Origin of the sequence: Lysobacter soli (assembly GCF_009755585.1) — a bacterium.
In the GTDB taxonomy this organism is placed as follows: domain Bacteria; phylum Pseudomonadota; class Gammaproteobacteria; order Xanthomonadales; family Xanthomonadaceae; genus Lysobacter_J; species Lysobacter_J soli.
Window position 1 is genome coordinate 2,439,710 of record NZ_CP046603.1, and the last position, 13,565, is coordinate 2,453,274.

Genomic DNA, 13,565 nt, shown 5'->3' on the forward strand with positions numbered 1-13,565 from the left:
TCAGCCCTCTCGGGCGCGACGTTCGCGGATCAGGCCGTAGGCCATGCAGCAGCCGAACAGCAGGCCCAGCGGCGCACGCACGTATTCGAAGCGCCACAGCAGCGAGTCGAAGTTGTTGGCGATCAGCACGATGCCGACGCAGCCCGCGAGCCCCCAGAAGCTGGCGGTCGAGACGATCCCCGTACGCCACGCCAGCCACAACTCGCGCATAAGCATGGCGAACACGGCGAAGAGCAGTGCCGCGCCGACCACGCCCAGGCCGACCAGCGCATCCAGGTAGGCGTTGTGCAGGTGGACGAACTGCTCGCCGCCGGTGGGCAGTTGCGCGCGTTGGATCAGCAGCGGAATCGTGTCCAGGCCCCAGCCGAAAAGCGGGCGTTCGAGGAAACGCTCCACACCTTCGCGGTACAGCATCATGCGGATGCCCACGGCCTTGTTGCCGGGGATCGCGGTGTCCAGGCCGTCGATGTCGCGCGGCAGGGCGCGCGGATCGGCCGGCGTCTGCGCGATGGCATCGGAAGCGGGCGCGTCGATGGTCGAACCCGGTGCCGGCGTGGGCGCCGGTCCTGCGGGTACGGCGTTCGCATCGCTCGCCGACTTGCCTTCCAGCAGCGATTCCACCCACGCCGGCACGAGCTGGTTCGCCCCGTCGAACCGCAGCGCGAAGATGCGATGGGCGGCGGTGAGCAGGATCAGGCACACCAGCAGCGCGAGCACGATCGGCTGCCACGGGAGTGGCCGTCTGCGCGGACCGCGCGTGAACGCGTAGCCGATGATCGCCAGCGGGACGGCCACGATGAAAGACAGCCATGCGCCGCGCGACTGCGAGAACAGCAGTACGCAGAAGCAGCCGGCGAACGCCAGCAGCGCCAGGACGAGCAGCCAGATGCGACGCGACCCGCGCGGGTAATCGCGCCAGATACCGATGAGCAGGCAGAGCGTGAGCCAGCCGCCGACGGCGGCGATCATGCCGCTGAGGTTCTGCGAAATGCCGAACCACGGACGCATCTCGCCGGACCAGATCGCCGGCATCGCGCTCCATGGCATGTGGTAGAGCACCGCGGCGAGCAGGCCGAGGATCAGCACGCCGAGCAGTTTCGGAATCGCGCGCGGGTTCACCGACATCCACCAGCCGATGACGCACGTCTGGAACCCCAGTCGGAGCAGCTTGGCGACGACGGTCAGCTGGTTCGACCAGCGCACCTCCGGCAGCAACCAGGCGATGTACGCCGCATGCACGATCAGGACGACGGCCAGCACGCCGAGCAGCCGCACCGCCGGGTGCGCCGCCAGTTCGCGCCAGGGGCGGGAACCGGCGAACGCCATGGCGAGCAGCGCCACGAACGTGCCGTACTCCGGGTGCATGTTCGGGACATGCCGGCCCAGGTCGTTGATCGCGAAGAACGCCTGGAATGCCACGCCCGCGAGCGCGATCCATGCCAGCGTCCGCGAGACGCCCAGGGCCTCGGGACCCGCGAGGCTCGGACCTCGACCGCCGAAGGAGTCGCGTGCGTCGGGGTCGGTGGCGGAGCGATGCACTTGGGTCGGGGATTTCGCTGGGGGAAACGGCAGGCGGTGAGTCTAAGTCACGCGCCTGCGGCCAGCCAGATACCGCTATCACGGGCCAGGGAATCGAAACCCGGGAAGGAAGTCGCCACGTTGGCGACATCGTCGATCCGCACGTCGCCCGACGCCCGCTGCGCCGCGACTGCGAAGCTCATCGCGATGCGGTGGTCGCCAAGGCTGTCCACCCTGCCCGCCCGCAGCGCACCAGGCACGATGGTCGCGCCGTCGGGATGCTCGTCCACTTCGATGCCCAGCGCCCGCAGGCCCTGCGCCATGGTGGCGATGCGGTCGGATTCCTTGACCCTCAGCTCCGCCGCGTCGCGGACGGTCGTGACGCCCTCGGCGCATGCGGCGGCGACGAACAGCGCGGGGAACTCGTCGATCATGTCCGGCGCGAGTTCGCCGTCCACTTCGATACCGTGCAGCGGCGCGTGGCGAACGACCAGATCCGCCACGGGCTCGCCGCCCTGCTCGGTTGCGTTCTCCTCGCCGATGTCGGCGCCCATGCGCCGCAGCGCGGTGAGCAAGCCGGTGCGGCGCGGATTCATGCCGACCGCCTCCAGCCTCAGCTCCGAGCCCGGCACGATGCTCGCCGCGACCAGGAAGAACGCGGCAGACGAGAAGTCGGCGGGCACGTTGACGTCGGTCGCGCGCAGACGCCCGCCGCCGGACAGCCTCGCATAACCGGGCGAAAACTCGATCGGCCAGCCGAACGCCGCGAGCATGCGCTCGGTGTAGTCGCGCGTGGGATGCGGCTCGTGCACGACGGTGTCGCCGCTCGCGTATAGCCCGGCCAGAAGCAGCGCGGATTTCACCTGCGCGCTCGCGACGGGCAAGGTGTAATCGATACCCGTCAGCGACTCCGCTCCGTGGATGCGGAGCGGCGGCAAACCGCCTTCTTCCGAATCGATGCGCGCGCCCATGAGCGACAACGGCTCGATCACGCGACGCATGGGGCGCTTGGAGAGCGAGGCGTCGCCGATGAGCGTGCTGTCGAATGCCTGCCCAGCCAGCACGCCGGCAAGCAGCCGCATGCCGGTGCCGGCATTTCCGCAGTCCAGCGGCGTACTGCTCGCGCGCAGGCCGTGCAGGCCCACGCCGTGGACGATGCGCTCGCTCGCGCTCGGGGTTTCGATGCGAACGCCGAGCTGCTCGAACACGCGAGCCGTCGCGCGCGTGTCTTCGCCTTCGAGGAAACCACGCACGTGCGTGGTCCCTTCGGCGAGCGCGCCGAGCATCACCGCGCGATGCGAGACCGACTTGTCGCCCGGCACGCGGATGCTTCCGCGCAACGGCTGCCCGGCACGTGCGATCCAGTGCTGCGAACCGCCGCTCATGCGCCCACCTCGCCCAGCACCGCGTCGATCGTCGCGAGCAGGCGTCGGTTTTCGTCGACTGTGCCGACGGTGACGCGCAGATACTCAGGCAATCCGTAACCGCCCATGGGACGCAGCACGACGCCGCGTTTCGTCAGTTCGGCTTCGATGCGCGCCGTCTGTGGCCCAAAGCGGACCAGCACGAAATTCGTCTGCGACGGCATGACACGCAGGCCGCGGCGCTCGAAAGCCTCTGCGAGCGCCTTGCGCTGTTCGGCGTTGCGTTCGCGCGCCCATTCCAGATGCGCGACATCGCCGCCCAGCGCCGCTTCGCACGCCGCGAGCGCAGGCCCGTTGACGTTGAAGCTTTCGCGTAGGCGCTCCATCACCGCCACCAGCCCGGGCGCGGCGATGAGGTAACCAACGCGCAATCCGGCAAGGCCGTACGCCTTGCTGAAGGTGCGGGTGAGCGCGAGGTTGGAATGCGACGCGAGCAGCGGCAGCGCGGTCGCGGCATCAGCGGCGGCATCGGCCAGTTCGGCGTACGCCTCGTCCATCACGACGATGACGTCCGCCGGCACCTTCGCCAGGAACGCCTCGAACGCCGCGCGGCCGAACCACGTGCCGGTCGGATTGTTGGGATTGGCGAGGTAAACGAGCTTCGTGCAGTCGGTGATCGCCGCGGCGATCGCGTCCAGGTCGTGACCCAGCGGCATCGTCGGATGATCGTCGGGCAATGCGGGCACGATGCGCATCGTCGCGCCCGCCGCCTGCGTCGCCAGCGCGAAGACGGCGAAGCCGTAGCGCGAGAACACCACGTCGTCGCCTGCGCCGGCGAACACCTGCGCCAGCTGCATCAGCAGTTCATGCGAACCGTTGCCGAGCAGGATCTGTTTCGTATCGACGCCATGCTTTGCCGCGAGCGCGCGCTTGAGATCGGCTCCGAGCGGGTCGGGATAGCGATGCAGCGAATGCAGCTGGTCGAGGATCGCCGCGCGTGCATCGGGCGACGGACCGTATGGGTTCTCGTTCGAACCGAGTTCGACCAGGTTGGCCTCACCAAACTGGCGACGGAAAGCCACCAGGTCGTGCCCCGGATCGTAGGCCTTCAACCCCTGCACGCCACGCGATGCGCGCGCGGCGAACCAGGCTTCGTCGCGCGTGGGCTGCGTTGCGTCGGTGTCCATGTCGCGCACGGCGCTCATGCGATGGCGACCGGGTAGGAACCCAGCACCTTCACTTCCTGCGCGTAATCGGCGAGTTCGTCGAGCGCCCGACGCATCGCCTCTTCCTGCACGTGGCCGCCGATATCGATGAAGAACGCGTACTGCCAGAGCCCGGTGTGACCCGGACGCGACTCGATGCGGTTCATGCTCAGGCCGTGCTTCGCGAACGGCGCCAGCACGTGGTACAGCGCGCCGGGCTGGTCCTTGATGAAGATCATCAGCGAGGTGCGGTCGTTGCCCGAAGGCGGGAACAGCTCGCGGCCGATCACCAGGAAGCGCGTGGTGTTGTCGGGGCGATCCTCGATCGGGCCAGCGACGGATTTCAGGCCGTACACGTTCGCCGCGCTGATGCCGGCGATGGCGGCTGCATCGTCGGACGCGCGGGCGCGGCGCGCGGCCTCGGCGTTGCTCGACACCGGGATCTTCTCGGCCTTGGGCAGGTACTGGCGCAGCCACGCCTTGCACTGCGCGAATGACTGCGGATGCGAATACACGCGCTCGATGCCTTCCAGCTGGTCGTTCCGCGACAGCAAATGCTGGTGCACGCGAAGCTCGACTTCGCCGCAGATCTTCAGCTTCGAGGTGAGGAACATGTCGAGCGTCGACTGGATCGTGCCCTGCGTGGAGTTCTCCACCGGCACGACGCCGAAATCGGCATGTCCGGCTTCAACTTCCTGGAACACTTCCTCGATGCTCGCCAGCGGCAGGCCGTGGATCGAATGGCCGAAATGCTTGTAGACGGCCTGCTGCGAATGCGTGCCTTCCGGGCCGAGGTAGCCGATCTTCAGCGGCTCCTGCTGCGCCAGGCACGCGGACATGATTTCGCGGAATAGCCGCACCAGCACTTCGTCGTTGAGCGGACCGTCGTTGCGATCGACCACGCGGCGCAACACCTGCGCTTCGCGTTCGGGGCGGTAGTAATCCACCGCCGCGGCGAGCTTGCCCTTCGCCTTGCCGACCTGGTTGGCGAATTGCGCGCGCTCGCCGATCAGTTCCTGGATGTGGCGGTCGATGCCGTCGATGCGCTCGCGCAACGTGGCGAGATCGAGCGGCGCGGCGTCGGTCTTCGAAGGCACGGCGTCGGCCACGTCCTTCGTGGGAGCGCGCTTGGAGGGAGCGCGCGTGGTGGCCGTCTTCGTCGTGGTCTGCTTCTTCGGTGCGGCCTTGCCGGTCTTCTTCATGGGGGAGTTGTCCGTGTTCTGTCTTGCGTTGCCCGGGCGAAGGACCTGCCGGGTACTCGTGCCGCGACCCGGGGTGCTTCGCTGGCCCGGGCTACACGACACTCATCCGTATCGCTTCTGGAAATCGCGCATGAAGTCGACCAGCGCCTGCACGCCGGCTTCCGGCATCGCGTTGTAGATCGATGCGCGCATGCCGCCGAGCACGCGGTGGCCCTTCAGCGCGAGCAGCCCTGCAGCCTTGGATTCCTTCAGGAACGCGGCATCCAGCGCCGGATCGTGCAGGAAGAACGGCACGTTCATGCGAGAGCGCGCGGCAGGCACGACGTCGTTGCGATAGAAGCCGCCGGAGCCGTCGATCGCGCCATACAGCAGCGCCGACTTACGCGCGTTTCGACGCGCGAATTCCTCGACGCCGCCTTCGGCCAACATCCACTTGAACACCAGTCCGGCCAGGTACCAGTTCCACGTCGGCGGCGTGTTGAGCATCGATTCGCCCGCGACGTGCGAGCGGTAATTCATGATGTCCGCGCGCGGCTGGCCGGCGCGTTCGAGCAGGTCGCGGCGCACGATCACCACGGTGACGCCCACCGGGCCGAGATTCTTCTGCGCGCCGCCGTAGATCACGCCGAAGCGCGACACGTCCAGCGGTTCGGCGGCAATGGACGAGCTGAAGTCGGCGATCAGCGGCGCATCGCCGACGTCCGGGATATCGCGGAATTCCACGCCGTGGATGGTTTCGTTCGCGGTGTAGTGCACGTACGCCGCGCCGGGCGTGAGGCGCCACTCGCTGCGCGGCGGGATGTCGTGGAAGCCGGTCGATTCGCCGTCGGCCGCGATGCGCGCATCGACGTACGTGCGCGCCTGCTTGATCGCCGTCTTGCCCCAGTGGCCAGTCACGACGTAGTCGGCGGCCTGCCCCGGCGCGGCGAAGTTCAGCGGGATCAGCGCCTGCTGCAGCGTCGCGCCGCCGGCGAGGAAGAGCACGGCGTAGTCGTCGGGAATCGACATCAGCGTGCGCAGGTCGGCTTCGGCCTGTCGCGCGACTTCCATGAACTCGGCGCCGCGGTGGCTGATTTCCACGATGGAGGCGCCGACGCCGTTCCACTCCAGCATTTCCTCCTGCGCCTGGCGCAGCACCGCCTCGGGAAGGGTGGCGGGGCCAGCGGCGAAGTTGAAGGCGCGGGACATGAAATCTCCGGTCGGACAGGCGAAGGACGGGCGGGAACGCGCGAGCGGCCAAGTATGCCGCACCGCAACAGCGTGCGGATTCATGGTTTCCACCGCAACTTTTTGCTCATGCTGCCCCTCTATAGTGGAACCGGGCGCACGTGTGCGTCCGCCCTCCCCGCGATACTCCAACGCGAAAACCGGAACCGACATGTCACTGCGCGACGCCTTGAGGATTCCCGCCGCCGAAATCACGGACGAATCGGTCTATCGCGAACGCCGCCGCCTGCTGGCCGCGCTCTCCGTCGCGCCCGCGATGGCGCTGTCCGGCTGCGGCCAGGCCGAGCCGCCCCCGCCGCCGAAGGTGGCGCTCACGCCGGCGCAGGCGCGCTCGGGCTTCCGCACCGACGAGACGCTGACGCGCTTCGAGGACGTCACCACCTACAACAACTTCTACGAGTTCGGTACCGGCAAGGCCGATCCGTCGAAAGCCAAGCGCACGCTTCGCACGAGTCCGTGGACGGTCGCCGTCGGCGGGCATTGCGCCAAACCCGGCAAGGTCTCGATGGAGGACCTGCTGAAGGGCTTCAAGCCGGAGGAGCGCGTGTACCGCCTGCGTTGCGTGGAAGGCTGGTCGATGGTGATCCCGTGGCTGGGCGTGCCGCTCGCCGATGTGCTCAAGCGCTTCGAGCCGACCTCGCAGGCGAAGTACGTCGCCTTCACCACCATCGCCGATCCGAAACAGACGCCGGGCGTGGTCTGGCCTTCGCTGGACTGGCCGTATCGCGAAGGCCTGCGCATCGACGAAGCCATGCATCCGCTGACGCTGCTGGCCACCGGCCTGTACGGCAAGACGCTGCTGCAGCAGAACGGCGCGCCACTGCGGCTTGTGGTTCCGTGGAAGTACGGCTTCAAGAGCATCAAGTCGATCGTCGCGATCGACTTCGTCGAGACGATGCCCGAAACCGCCTGGCACCAGGCGCAACCGAGCGAATATGGCTTCTTTTCCAACGTCAATCCGACGGTGGACCACCCGCGCTGGAGCCAGAAGACCGAGCGCCGCATCTCGGGCACCGCGAGCAAGCTGTTCGCGGAGAGGATTCCGACCCGGATGTTCAACGGCTATGCGGACCAGGTGGCCGGGCTGTACAAGGGGCTGGATCTGAAGAAGTGGTTCTGAAGCTCTGAACGCTGCTCCCCGTTCCACCGCTGCGCCCTCTTTCCGAGCGTTCCGCATGCCGTCATCCCCGCGAAGGCGGGGGATCCAACTGTCAGGCCTGTCACGCTCTGCGGCGAGCGTGATTCGCCGGACAGTTGGATTCCCGCCTTCGCGGGAATGACGGTTCACATGGCCGACGGTTCATCAAGAATGCCCCTCTCCACCCGCACCCTCATCGCCACCAAGACCCTCGTCCACGCGCTGGCGCTGATGCCGGCGGCGATCCTCGCCTGGCAGATCCGCGCGGAATTCCTGACCGGCAGCGGCGGGCTGGGCGCCGATCCGGTGGCGGAGATCGAACACCGCCTCGGCCTGTGGGCGCTGCGCTTCCTGATGCTGACGCTGGCGATCACGCCGCTGCGGCAGCTCACCGGCCAGCCGGTGCTGATGCGCTTCCGGCGCATGCTCGGGCTGTACGCGTTCGCCTACGCGACGCTGCACTTCACCGCGTACCTGGTGCTCGACCTGCGCGGCTACTGGACGCAGATCTTCGAGGAGATCGCCAAGCGGCCGTACATCACCGTCGGATTCGCCGCCTGGCTGCTGCTGGTGCCGCTGGCGCTGACCTCGACGCAGGCGGCGATCCGCTGGCTCGGCCGCAACTGGGCGCGGCTGCACAAGCTGGTCTACGTCATCGCCGTGCTGGCGGTGCTGCACTTCTGGTGGCTGGTGAAGTCGGATGTCCGCGAGCCGGCGCTCTACGCCGGGATCCTTGCGGTGCTGCTCGGCTGGCGCGCCTGGAACGCGCTGAAGAAGCGGAAACTCAGCGCGCGCCGTAAAGCAGCAGCAGGCTGAGGGCCGCCGAAAGCAGGATCGCCGCCAGCAGCAGCCACGGGATGCGTCGCGCCGAACGCTTGATCGGCGCGACGGCGCGCGTGTCCTCGATGACCGGCACGCGCGCCTTCGGTGCGGGCACGTCGGGCGCGACGGTGCGCTGCATCGGCGCTTCGACCACGAAACGATGCTGGCTTCCGAACACGACCTGGTCGCCCGCCTGCAGCAGCGCGTGACGAACCGGTCGGCCGTTGACCAGGCTGCCTTCGACCGAGCCGAGGTCGCGGAGGATCACGCCGTCGGCATGGCCTTCCAGCCGCGCGTGACGCTCGGCGAAATTCGGATCGTTGACGCGGATGTCGCTCTCGCCGGCGCGGCCGACCAGTCGCGGCGCGTCCAGCGTGAAGCTGCGGCCGTGGTGCGGGCCGCCGATGCCACGCAGCAGCATGCGCGTGTCGGTGCCGCCGTTGAATCCGTAGTCGGCCGGGGCCGGCAGCGGATCGCCGCCGAGCAGCATCAGCTCCACGCCGTCGACGAAGATCGCATCGCCCACGCGCAACATCGCCATGCGACGCACCGGACGACCGTTGACGTGCAGGCCGGGCGCACCTTCGCGGACCTGCAGCCACACGCCACGGCGGTCGACGCAGAACTGCGCGACGGCGCCGTCGGGCGCGACCTGCGCCAATGCGCCGGACGGATCGTAGCCAATGGCATGCACGCCCGGCCCCAGGGCCAGGTCGGCATGTTCGCGGTTCTGGAAGCGCAGGCGGAGGGCAGTCACGTCCGCGCAATCTAGCAGAAGGCCCGCGCACTTGGATGCATCGTGCGCGGCGCGCACAATACCGGCCACTTCGGGAGAGCCCACATGTCGAACATCGATATCCGCCACGCGCATTCGCTGCCGCCGGAACAGGCACGCCAGGCCGTGCAGGACGTGGCCGACAAACTCGCCGATCGCTTCGGCATGGTCACCGGGTGGAGCGGCAACACGCTCAATTTCAGCCGCAGCGGCGTGGACGGCCACATCAACGTGGCGCCGAGCGAACTGCACGTGACGGCCAAGCTGGGCTTCCTGCTGAGCACGATGAAGGGACCGATCGAGGCGGAGATCCGCCGCGTGCTCGACGAACGCTTCACCTGACGCTCACCCGACCTACTCCATCGCGCCGTCGAACGGATCCGCATCGCCCGCGAACAGGCGGCGCGAGATGTCGCGTTCGTCCTGTTCGATCTCGCCGATGAAGCCGCGCGCATCGCCGAGGCGGCCGAACGCCTCGAAGCCGCGTTCGAGGAAACCCTGCAACTGCGACAGCCCGGCCGCACGCGCCGGCGCACGCGACAGCCGCAGCAGCATCGACACGCCCGGCAACCGCAGCGCATGGCCCAGGCCGAGTCCGACCCGCGCGATCAGGTCGATCTGGTAGCCGCGCAGCCGCGGCAGCCCCGCCATCCGATAGGCGCGCGCGTAAAGCGCCGCGTCCAGGCGGCGGCGAGGTCCACCGATGGCCTGCAGCACCTGCGCCATCCGCAGATCCAGCGCCTGCGTGAGCAGGCCCAGTTCGATCGCATCGGCCACGGTCGCCAGCAGATGCTCCGGCAGCAGGCGCTGCATCATCGGCAGCACGCGCGCGATGTCGGCGTCGCGCTGGGCGAAGTCGTGTTCGTTGTAGACGTCGGTCAGGAAGAACTGCGCCGCCGGGCGGCGCTGGGGATCGCGCAGGAAACGGTCGAAGCTCGCCTCCAGCCGGCGCGTCTGCCAGCGGCGCAGCTCCGGCAGCCACGGCAGTTCGTTGCGGGGTTCGATCGCAGGGTCGTGCAGCGCCTGGTGTTCGCGCAGCAGCCAGTCCAGGCGGTCCCGGAGCGGCCCGTCGCGTAGGGGGCGATGACGCGGAGGTCGGCGGTCGGGGCTCGGGCGCGGCGGCATCCCGGTCGATCATCGGCGGCCGGGGCACACGTCGCAACCCGTCACGACGCTGCCCGCCGCGGGGCGGCTACACTCGGGCCACCTTCGCCGACCGTGCCCGCATGCTGTCACTCCACTCCGCCAGGCAACGCGCGCGCGCCCCCGGGCAACCGCCCCGCATCGGCCTGGCGGTCGCCGGCGGCGGACCCATCGGCGGGATGTACGAACTCGGCGCCCTGCGCGCGCTCGACGAGGCGATCGAAGGCCTGGACCTCACGCGGCTGGACGGCTACGTCGGCGTCAGCAGCGGCGCGTTCCTCGCCGCCGGCCTCGCCAACCGCATCGACACGGCCGAGATGTGCCGCATCTTCATCACCGGCGACAGCGCGGACGTGCAGTTCCGCCCCGAAACCTTCCTGCGCCCGGCGATCTTCGAATACGCACGCCGCGCCGCACGGCTGCCGCGGTTGGCGGCAACGTGGTGGCAGGAGCTGCTGTTCTCGCGCAACGAGTCGCGCTGGTCGGACCTGCTGATGCACTTCGGTGCCCTGGTGCCGACCGGCCTGTTCGACAACGCGCAGGTCGAACGCTTCCTGCAGGACGTCTTCACCCGCCGCGGCCGCAGCAACGATTTCCGCGATCTGGACACCGAACTGTGCGTGGTCGCGGTCGACCTGGACAGTGGCGAGGCGGTGAAATTCGGCACCGAAGGCTGGGACGGCGTGCCGATCTCCGTCGCCGTGCAGGCCAGCGCCGCCCTGCCCGGCCTGTATCCGCCGGTCGAGATCGGCGGCCGGCATTTCGTCGACGGTGCGCTGCGCCGGACGATGCACGCCTCCGTCCTGCTCGACCGCGACGTGGACCTGATGATCGGCCTCAACCCGCTGGTGCCGTTCACCCAGGACGATAGCGGGCGGCCGGTGAGCCACGAGCGCAGCCTCGCCGCGGGCGGCCTGCCGGCCGTGCTGTCGCAGACGTTCCGCACGCTGCTCCAATCGCGCATGCAGGTCGGGCTGGCCCGCTACGCGCAGCAGTATCCCAATATCGACCAGCTGATCTTCGAGCCCAACGCCGGGGACGCCGAGCTGTTCTTCACCAACGCCTTCAGCTTCTCGGCGCGCCGCAGGATCTGCGAGATCGCCTGGCGCAACACGATGGCCGACCTGCGCCGGCGCGCGGAGGAGCTCGCGCCCGTGCTCGACGCCCACGGCCTCTCGCTGCGCATGGCCGTGGTGGGCGATGAAAACCGATCGCTGCTCGACGGCCTCGCGCCGCCTCCGCGCGACAACGACGCCACCGCACGCCTGCGCCGCGCGCTGGACGACATCGAGCATCGCCCCCCGCCGGCACGCCGCGCCCCGCGCGCACGCCGAAGCGCGCCGTAACACCCTCTCGACGCCCGCGATGGTGCGATGCCGGCATGTACATCGCGATGGATCTCCATGCCTCCGGCTTCCCGAAGCAACCTCTACATCGGCTGCGCCGGTTGGTCGCTGCCGTCCGCCACCCGATCGCTGTTCGGCGAGGGTGAATCGATGCTGGCGCGCTACGCCACGCGCTTCAACGCGACGGAGATCAACTCCTCCTTCCACCGTCCGCACCGGCGCGACACGTATGTGCGCTGGGCCGCGAGCGTGCCCGCGCGTTTCCGCTTCAGCGTGAAGCTGCCGCGCACGATCACGCACGACGCGCGGCTGCGCGGCATCGCGCGCGAACTCGACCGTTTCGCCGGCGAGGTCGACGGACTCGGTCGCAAGTTCGCGGTGCTGCTCGTGCAGCTTCCGCCCAGCCTGCCGTTCGAAGCGCGGACGGCGACGACCTTCTTCGCGATGCTGCGGCGCCGCTTCGACGTCGGCATCGCGTGCGAGGCACGCCACGCATCGTGGTTCACGCCGCGCGCGGAGGACCTCTGGCAGCGGCACGGCATCGCCCGCGTCGCCGCGGATCCGCCGGTGCCCGATGGCGCCTCGCGCGATCCCGGCGGCGACGCACGCATGCGCTACTGGCGCTGGCATGGCAGTCCGCGCGTGTATTACAGCGCGTACGACGATGCAGCCCTGCGCACGCTGGCCGATGGAGTGAGCGGCCATCGCGGCACGCGCTGGGTGATCTTCGACAACACGGCGCACGGGCATGCCGCGACCGACGCGCTGCGGCTGCAGTCGATGCTCGACGAGGCGCCGACGGCGAACTCCTTGTCGAAGAAACGGAGAACCACATGAGCGAGGTCCTGGACTGCATCGTCGTCGGCGGCGGCCCCGGCGGGCTGACGGCGGCGACGTACCTGGCGCGTTACCGTCGCAGCGTCCGCATCTTCGATACCGGCTGCACCCGCGCCGGCTGGATCCCGAAGAGCCGCAACTGCCCGGGCTTCCCGCACGGCGTCGGCGGCGAGGAACTGCTGCAGCGCATGCGCGAGCAGGCCAGCAAGTTCGGCGTGGAAACCATTCCCGACGAAGTGACGGCGCTGCACGTGGACGGCGACGGCTTCCGCATCCGCCACGGCGACAACGAACTGCGTGCGCGCCACGTCATCCTCGCCACCGGCTGCGAGGACGTGACGCCGGCGCTCGACGGCATCGAGAAAGCCGTCGAATGCGGCGCGGTGCGCATGTGCCCGATCTGCGACGCGTTCGAGGCCATCGACACGACCATCGCCGTGCACGGGCCCGCCGACAAGGCCGCGTCGCATGCGCGCTTCCTGCGCACGTATTCGGCGAACGTGACGCTCGTGCCGTCGACGCCGGAGATCGAAGAGGCAACGCGCGCGCAACTCGCGAAAGACGGCATCGAACTGACGACAGTGCCGGCATCGCTCGTCTTCGACGGGGAGCGTTGCGTGTTCGACCTGGACGGAGCGCCGCGCGCGTTCGACGTGATGTACCCGATGATGGGCCTCATCTCGCGTTCGTCGCTGGCGGTCGGCGCGGGCGCGACGTGCGACGAGGATGGCGCATTGATCGTCAACGCCCGGCAGATGACGTCGGTGGACGGGCTCTACGCCATCGGCGACGTGGTGAGCGCGCTGAACCAGATTTCCGTGGCGACCGGGCACGCGGCGATCGCCGCGACGGACGTGCACAACCGGCTGGCGGCGAACTTCGCCTGAGGTCGCGCCGCCCGGCCCCGGCGCCTCACTGCTGACAGGCGCTGGCAGCAACGTGACCGGCGACAGGGCAGCCCCGCGGGCGGGGTCCGCTACCATTCGGG

13 protein-coding genes are annotated in these 13,565 nt (G+C 69.0%); 6 read left to right on the forward strand and 7 right to left on the reverse strand.

The annotated features are described in order from the left end of the window. The 5 genes from GOY17_RS11025 to serC all read right to left on the reverse strand — a co-directional run bounded on the left by GOY17_RS11025 (position 1) and on the right by serC (position 6,477). On the reverse strand, positions 1 to 1,539 hold the full coding sequence (locus GOY17_RS11025; protein WP_157030441.1) for an O-antigen ligase family protein: 1,539 nt from the start codon (positions 1,537 to 1,539) through the stop codon (positions 1 to 3). A gap of 47 nt (positions 1,540 to 1,586) precedes the next feature. Then, a complete protein-coding gene (gene aroA, locus GOY17_RS11030) occupies positions 1,587 to 2,903 on the reverse strand; it encodes a 3-phosphoshikimate 1-carboxyvinyltransferase (protein WP_157030442.1) in 1,317 nt (438 codons plus the stop codon). Continuing rightward, positions 2,900 to 4,087 (reverse strand): histidinol-phosphate transaminase, encoded by a 1,188-nt coding sequence (gene hisC, locus GOY17_RS11035; RefSeq protein ID WP_157030443.1) that lies wholly within the window; start codon positions 4,085 to 4,087, stop codon positions 2,900 to 2,902. Before hisC ends, aroA begins: the two co-directional genes overlap by 4 nt. Continuing rightward, a complete protein-coding gene (gene pheA / locus GOY17_RS11040; RefSeq protein WP_157030444.1) occupies positions 4,084 to 5,289 on the reverse strand; it encodes a prephenate dehydratase in 1,206 nt (401 codons plus the stop codon). Before pheA ends, hisC begins: the two co-directional genes overlap by 4 nt. A gap of 102 nt (positions 5,290 to 5,391) precedes the next feature. Then, a complete protein-coding gene (gene serC, locus GOY17_RS11045; RefSeq protein WP_157030445.1) occupies positions 5,392 to 6,477 on the reverse strand; it encodes a 3-phosphoserine/phosphohydroxythreonine transaminase in 1,086 nt (361 codons plus the stop codon). Between the two features lie 190 nt (positions 6,478 to 6,667). Between serC and msrP the strand changes: the two genes are divergently transcribed. Together msrP and msrQ are read left to right on the forward strand one after the other, a co-directional pair. After that, a complete protein-coding gene (gene msrP, locus GOY17_RS11050; protein WP_157030446.1) occupies positions 6,668 to 7,636 on the forward strand; it encodes a protein-methionine-sulfoxide reductase catalytic subunit MsrP in 969 nt (322 codons plus the stop codon). A 189-nt stretch (positions 7,637 to 7,825) separates the two neighbouring features. Next, on the forward strand, positions 7,826 to 8,470 hold the full coding sequence (gene msrQ, locus GOY17_RS11055) for a protein-methionine-sulfoxide reductase heme-binding subunit MsrQ (RefSeq protein WP_157030447.1): 645 nt from the start codon (positions 7,826 to 7,828) through the stop codon (positions 8,468 to 8,470). Here the strand turns inward: msrQ and GOY17_RS11060 are convergent. Then, entirely contained in the window at positions 8,439 to 9,233 is a 795-nt protein-coding gene (locus tag GOY17_RS11060) for an FHA domain-containing protein (RefSeq protein ID WP_157030448.1), read from the reverse strand. The genes msrQ and GOY17_RS11060 overlap by 32 nt on opposite strands. 84 nt (positions 9,234 to 9,317) lie before the next feature. Here GOY17_RS11060 and GOY17_RS11065 point away from each other — a divergent pair, with 84 nt between their 5' ends. Then, entirely contained in the window at positions 9,318 to 9,593 is a 276-nt protein-coding gene (locus GOY17_RS11065; protein WP_115841622.1) for a polyhydroxyalkanoic acid system family protein, read from the forward strand. Between the two features lie 12 nt (positions 9,594 to 9,605). Here GOY17_RS11065 and GOY17_RS11070 read toward each other — a convergent pair whose 3' ends face one another. Then, a complete protein-coding gene (locus tag GOY17_RS11070) occupies positions 9,606 to 10,376 on the reverse strand; it encodes a DUF8198 family protein (protein ID WP_157030449.1) in 771 nt (256 codons plus the stop codon). A 101-nt stretch (positions 10,377 to 10,477) separates the two neighbouring features. On the opposite strand from GOY17_RS11070, the gene GOY17_RS11075 reads away from it, so the two are divergent. Genes GOY17_RS11075 through GOY17_RS11085 form a run of 3 tightly spaced genes read left to right on the forward strand, consistent with a single transcriptional unit; the run spans position 10,478 to position 13,464 of the window. Then, positions 10,478 to 11,740 carry a patatin-like phospholipase family protein gene (locus GOY17_RS11075; RefSeq protein ID WP_115841624.1) on the forward strand — a complete coding sequence of 421 codons (1,263 nt, stop codon included), beginning with the start codon at positions 10,478 to 10,480 and terminating at the stop codon, positions 11,738 to 11,740. Between the two features lie 57 nt (positions 11,741 to 11,797). Continuing rightward, on the forward strand, positions 11,798 to 12,577 hold the full coding sequence (locus GOY17_RS11080) for a DUF72 domain-containing protein (protein WP_232338409.1): 780 nt from the start codon (positions 11,798 to 11,800) through the stop codon (positions 12,575 to 12,577). Then, positions 12,574 to 13,464: an NAD(P)/FAD-dependent oxidoreductase gene (locus GOY17_RS11085; protein WP_157030451.1), complete on the forward strand. Its 891-nt coding sequence runs from the start codon at positions 12,574 to 12,576 to the stop codon at positions 13,462 to 13,464. The genes GOY17_RS11080 and GOY17_RS11085 overlap by 4 nt, the downstream gene beginning before the upstream one ends. The last annotated feature ends 101 nt before the right edge of the window (positions 13,465 to 13,565 follow it).

Bases quoted from the DNA above. Each gene is read 5' to 3' on its own strand.
- aroA (WP_157030442.1), bottom strand. From the start codon at position 2,903: ATGAGCGGCGGTTCGCAGCACTGGATCGCACGTGCCGGGCAGCCGTTG.
- hisC (WP_157030443.1), bottom strand. From the start codon at position 4,087: ATGAGCGCCGTGCGCGACATGGACACCGACGCAACGCAGCCCACGCGC.
- pheA (WP_157030444.1), bottom strand. From the start codon at position 5,289: ATGAAGAAGACCGGCAAGGCCGCACCGAAGAAGCAGACCACGACGAAG.
- serC (WP_157030445.1), bottom strand. From the start codon at position 6,477: ATGTCCCGCGCCTTCAACTTCGCCGCTGGCCCCGCCACCCTTCCCGAG.
- msrP (WP_157030446.1), top strand. From the start codon at position 6,668: ATGTCACTGCGCGACGCCTTGAGGATTCCCGCCGCCGAAATCACGGAC.
- msrQ (WP_157030447.1), top strand. From the start codon at position 7,826: ATGCCCCTCTCCACCCGCACCCTCATCGCCACCAAGACCCTCGTCCAC.
- GOY17_RS11065 (WP_115841622.1), top strand. From the start codon at position 9,318: ATGTCGAACATCGATATCCGCCACGCGCATTCGCTGCCGCCGGAACAG.
- GOY17_RS11070 (WP_157030449.1), bottom strand. From the start codon at position 10,376: ATGCCGCCGCGCCCGAGCCCCGACCGCCGACCTCCGCGTCATCGCCCC.
- GOY17_RS11075 (WP_115841624.1), top strand. From the start codon at position 10,478: ATGCTGTCACTCCACTCCGCCAGGCAACGCGCGCGCGCCCCCGGGCAA.
- GOY17_RS11080 (WP_232338409.1), top strand. From the start codon at position 11,798: ATGCCTCCGGCTTCCCGAAGCAACCTCTACATCGGCTGCGCCGGTTGG.
- GOY17_RS11085 (WP_157030451.1), top strand. From the start codon at position 12,574: ATGAGCGAGGTCCTGGACTGCATCGTCGTCGGCGGCGGCCCCGGCGGG.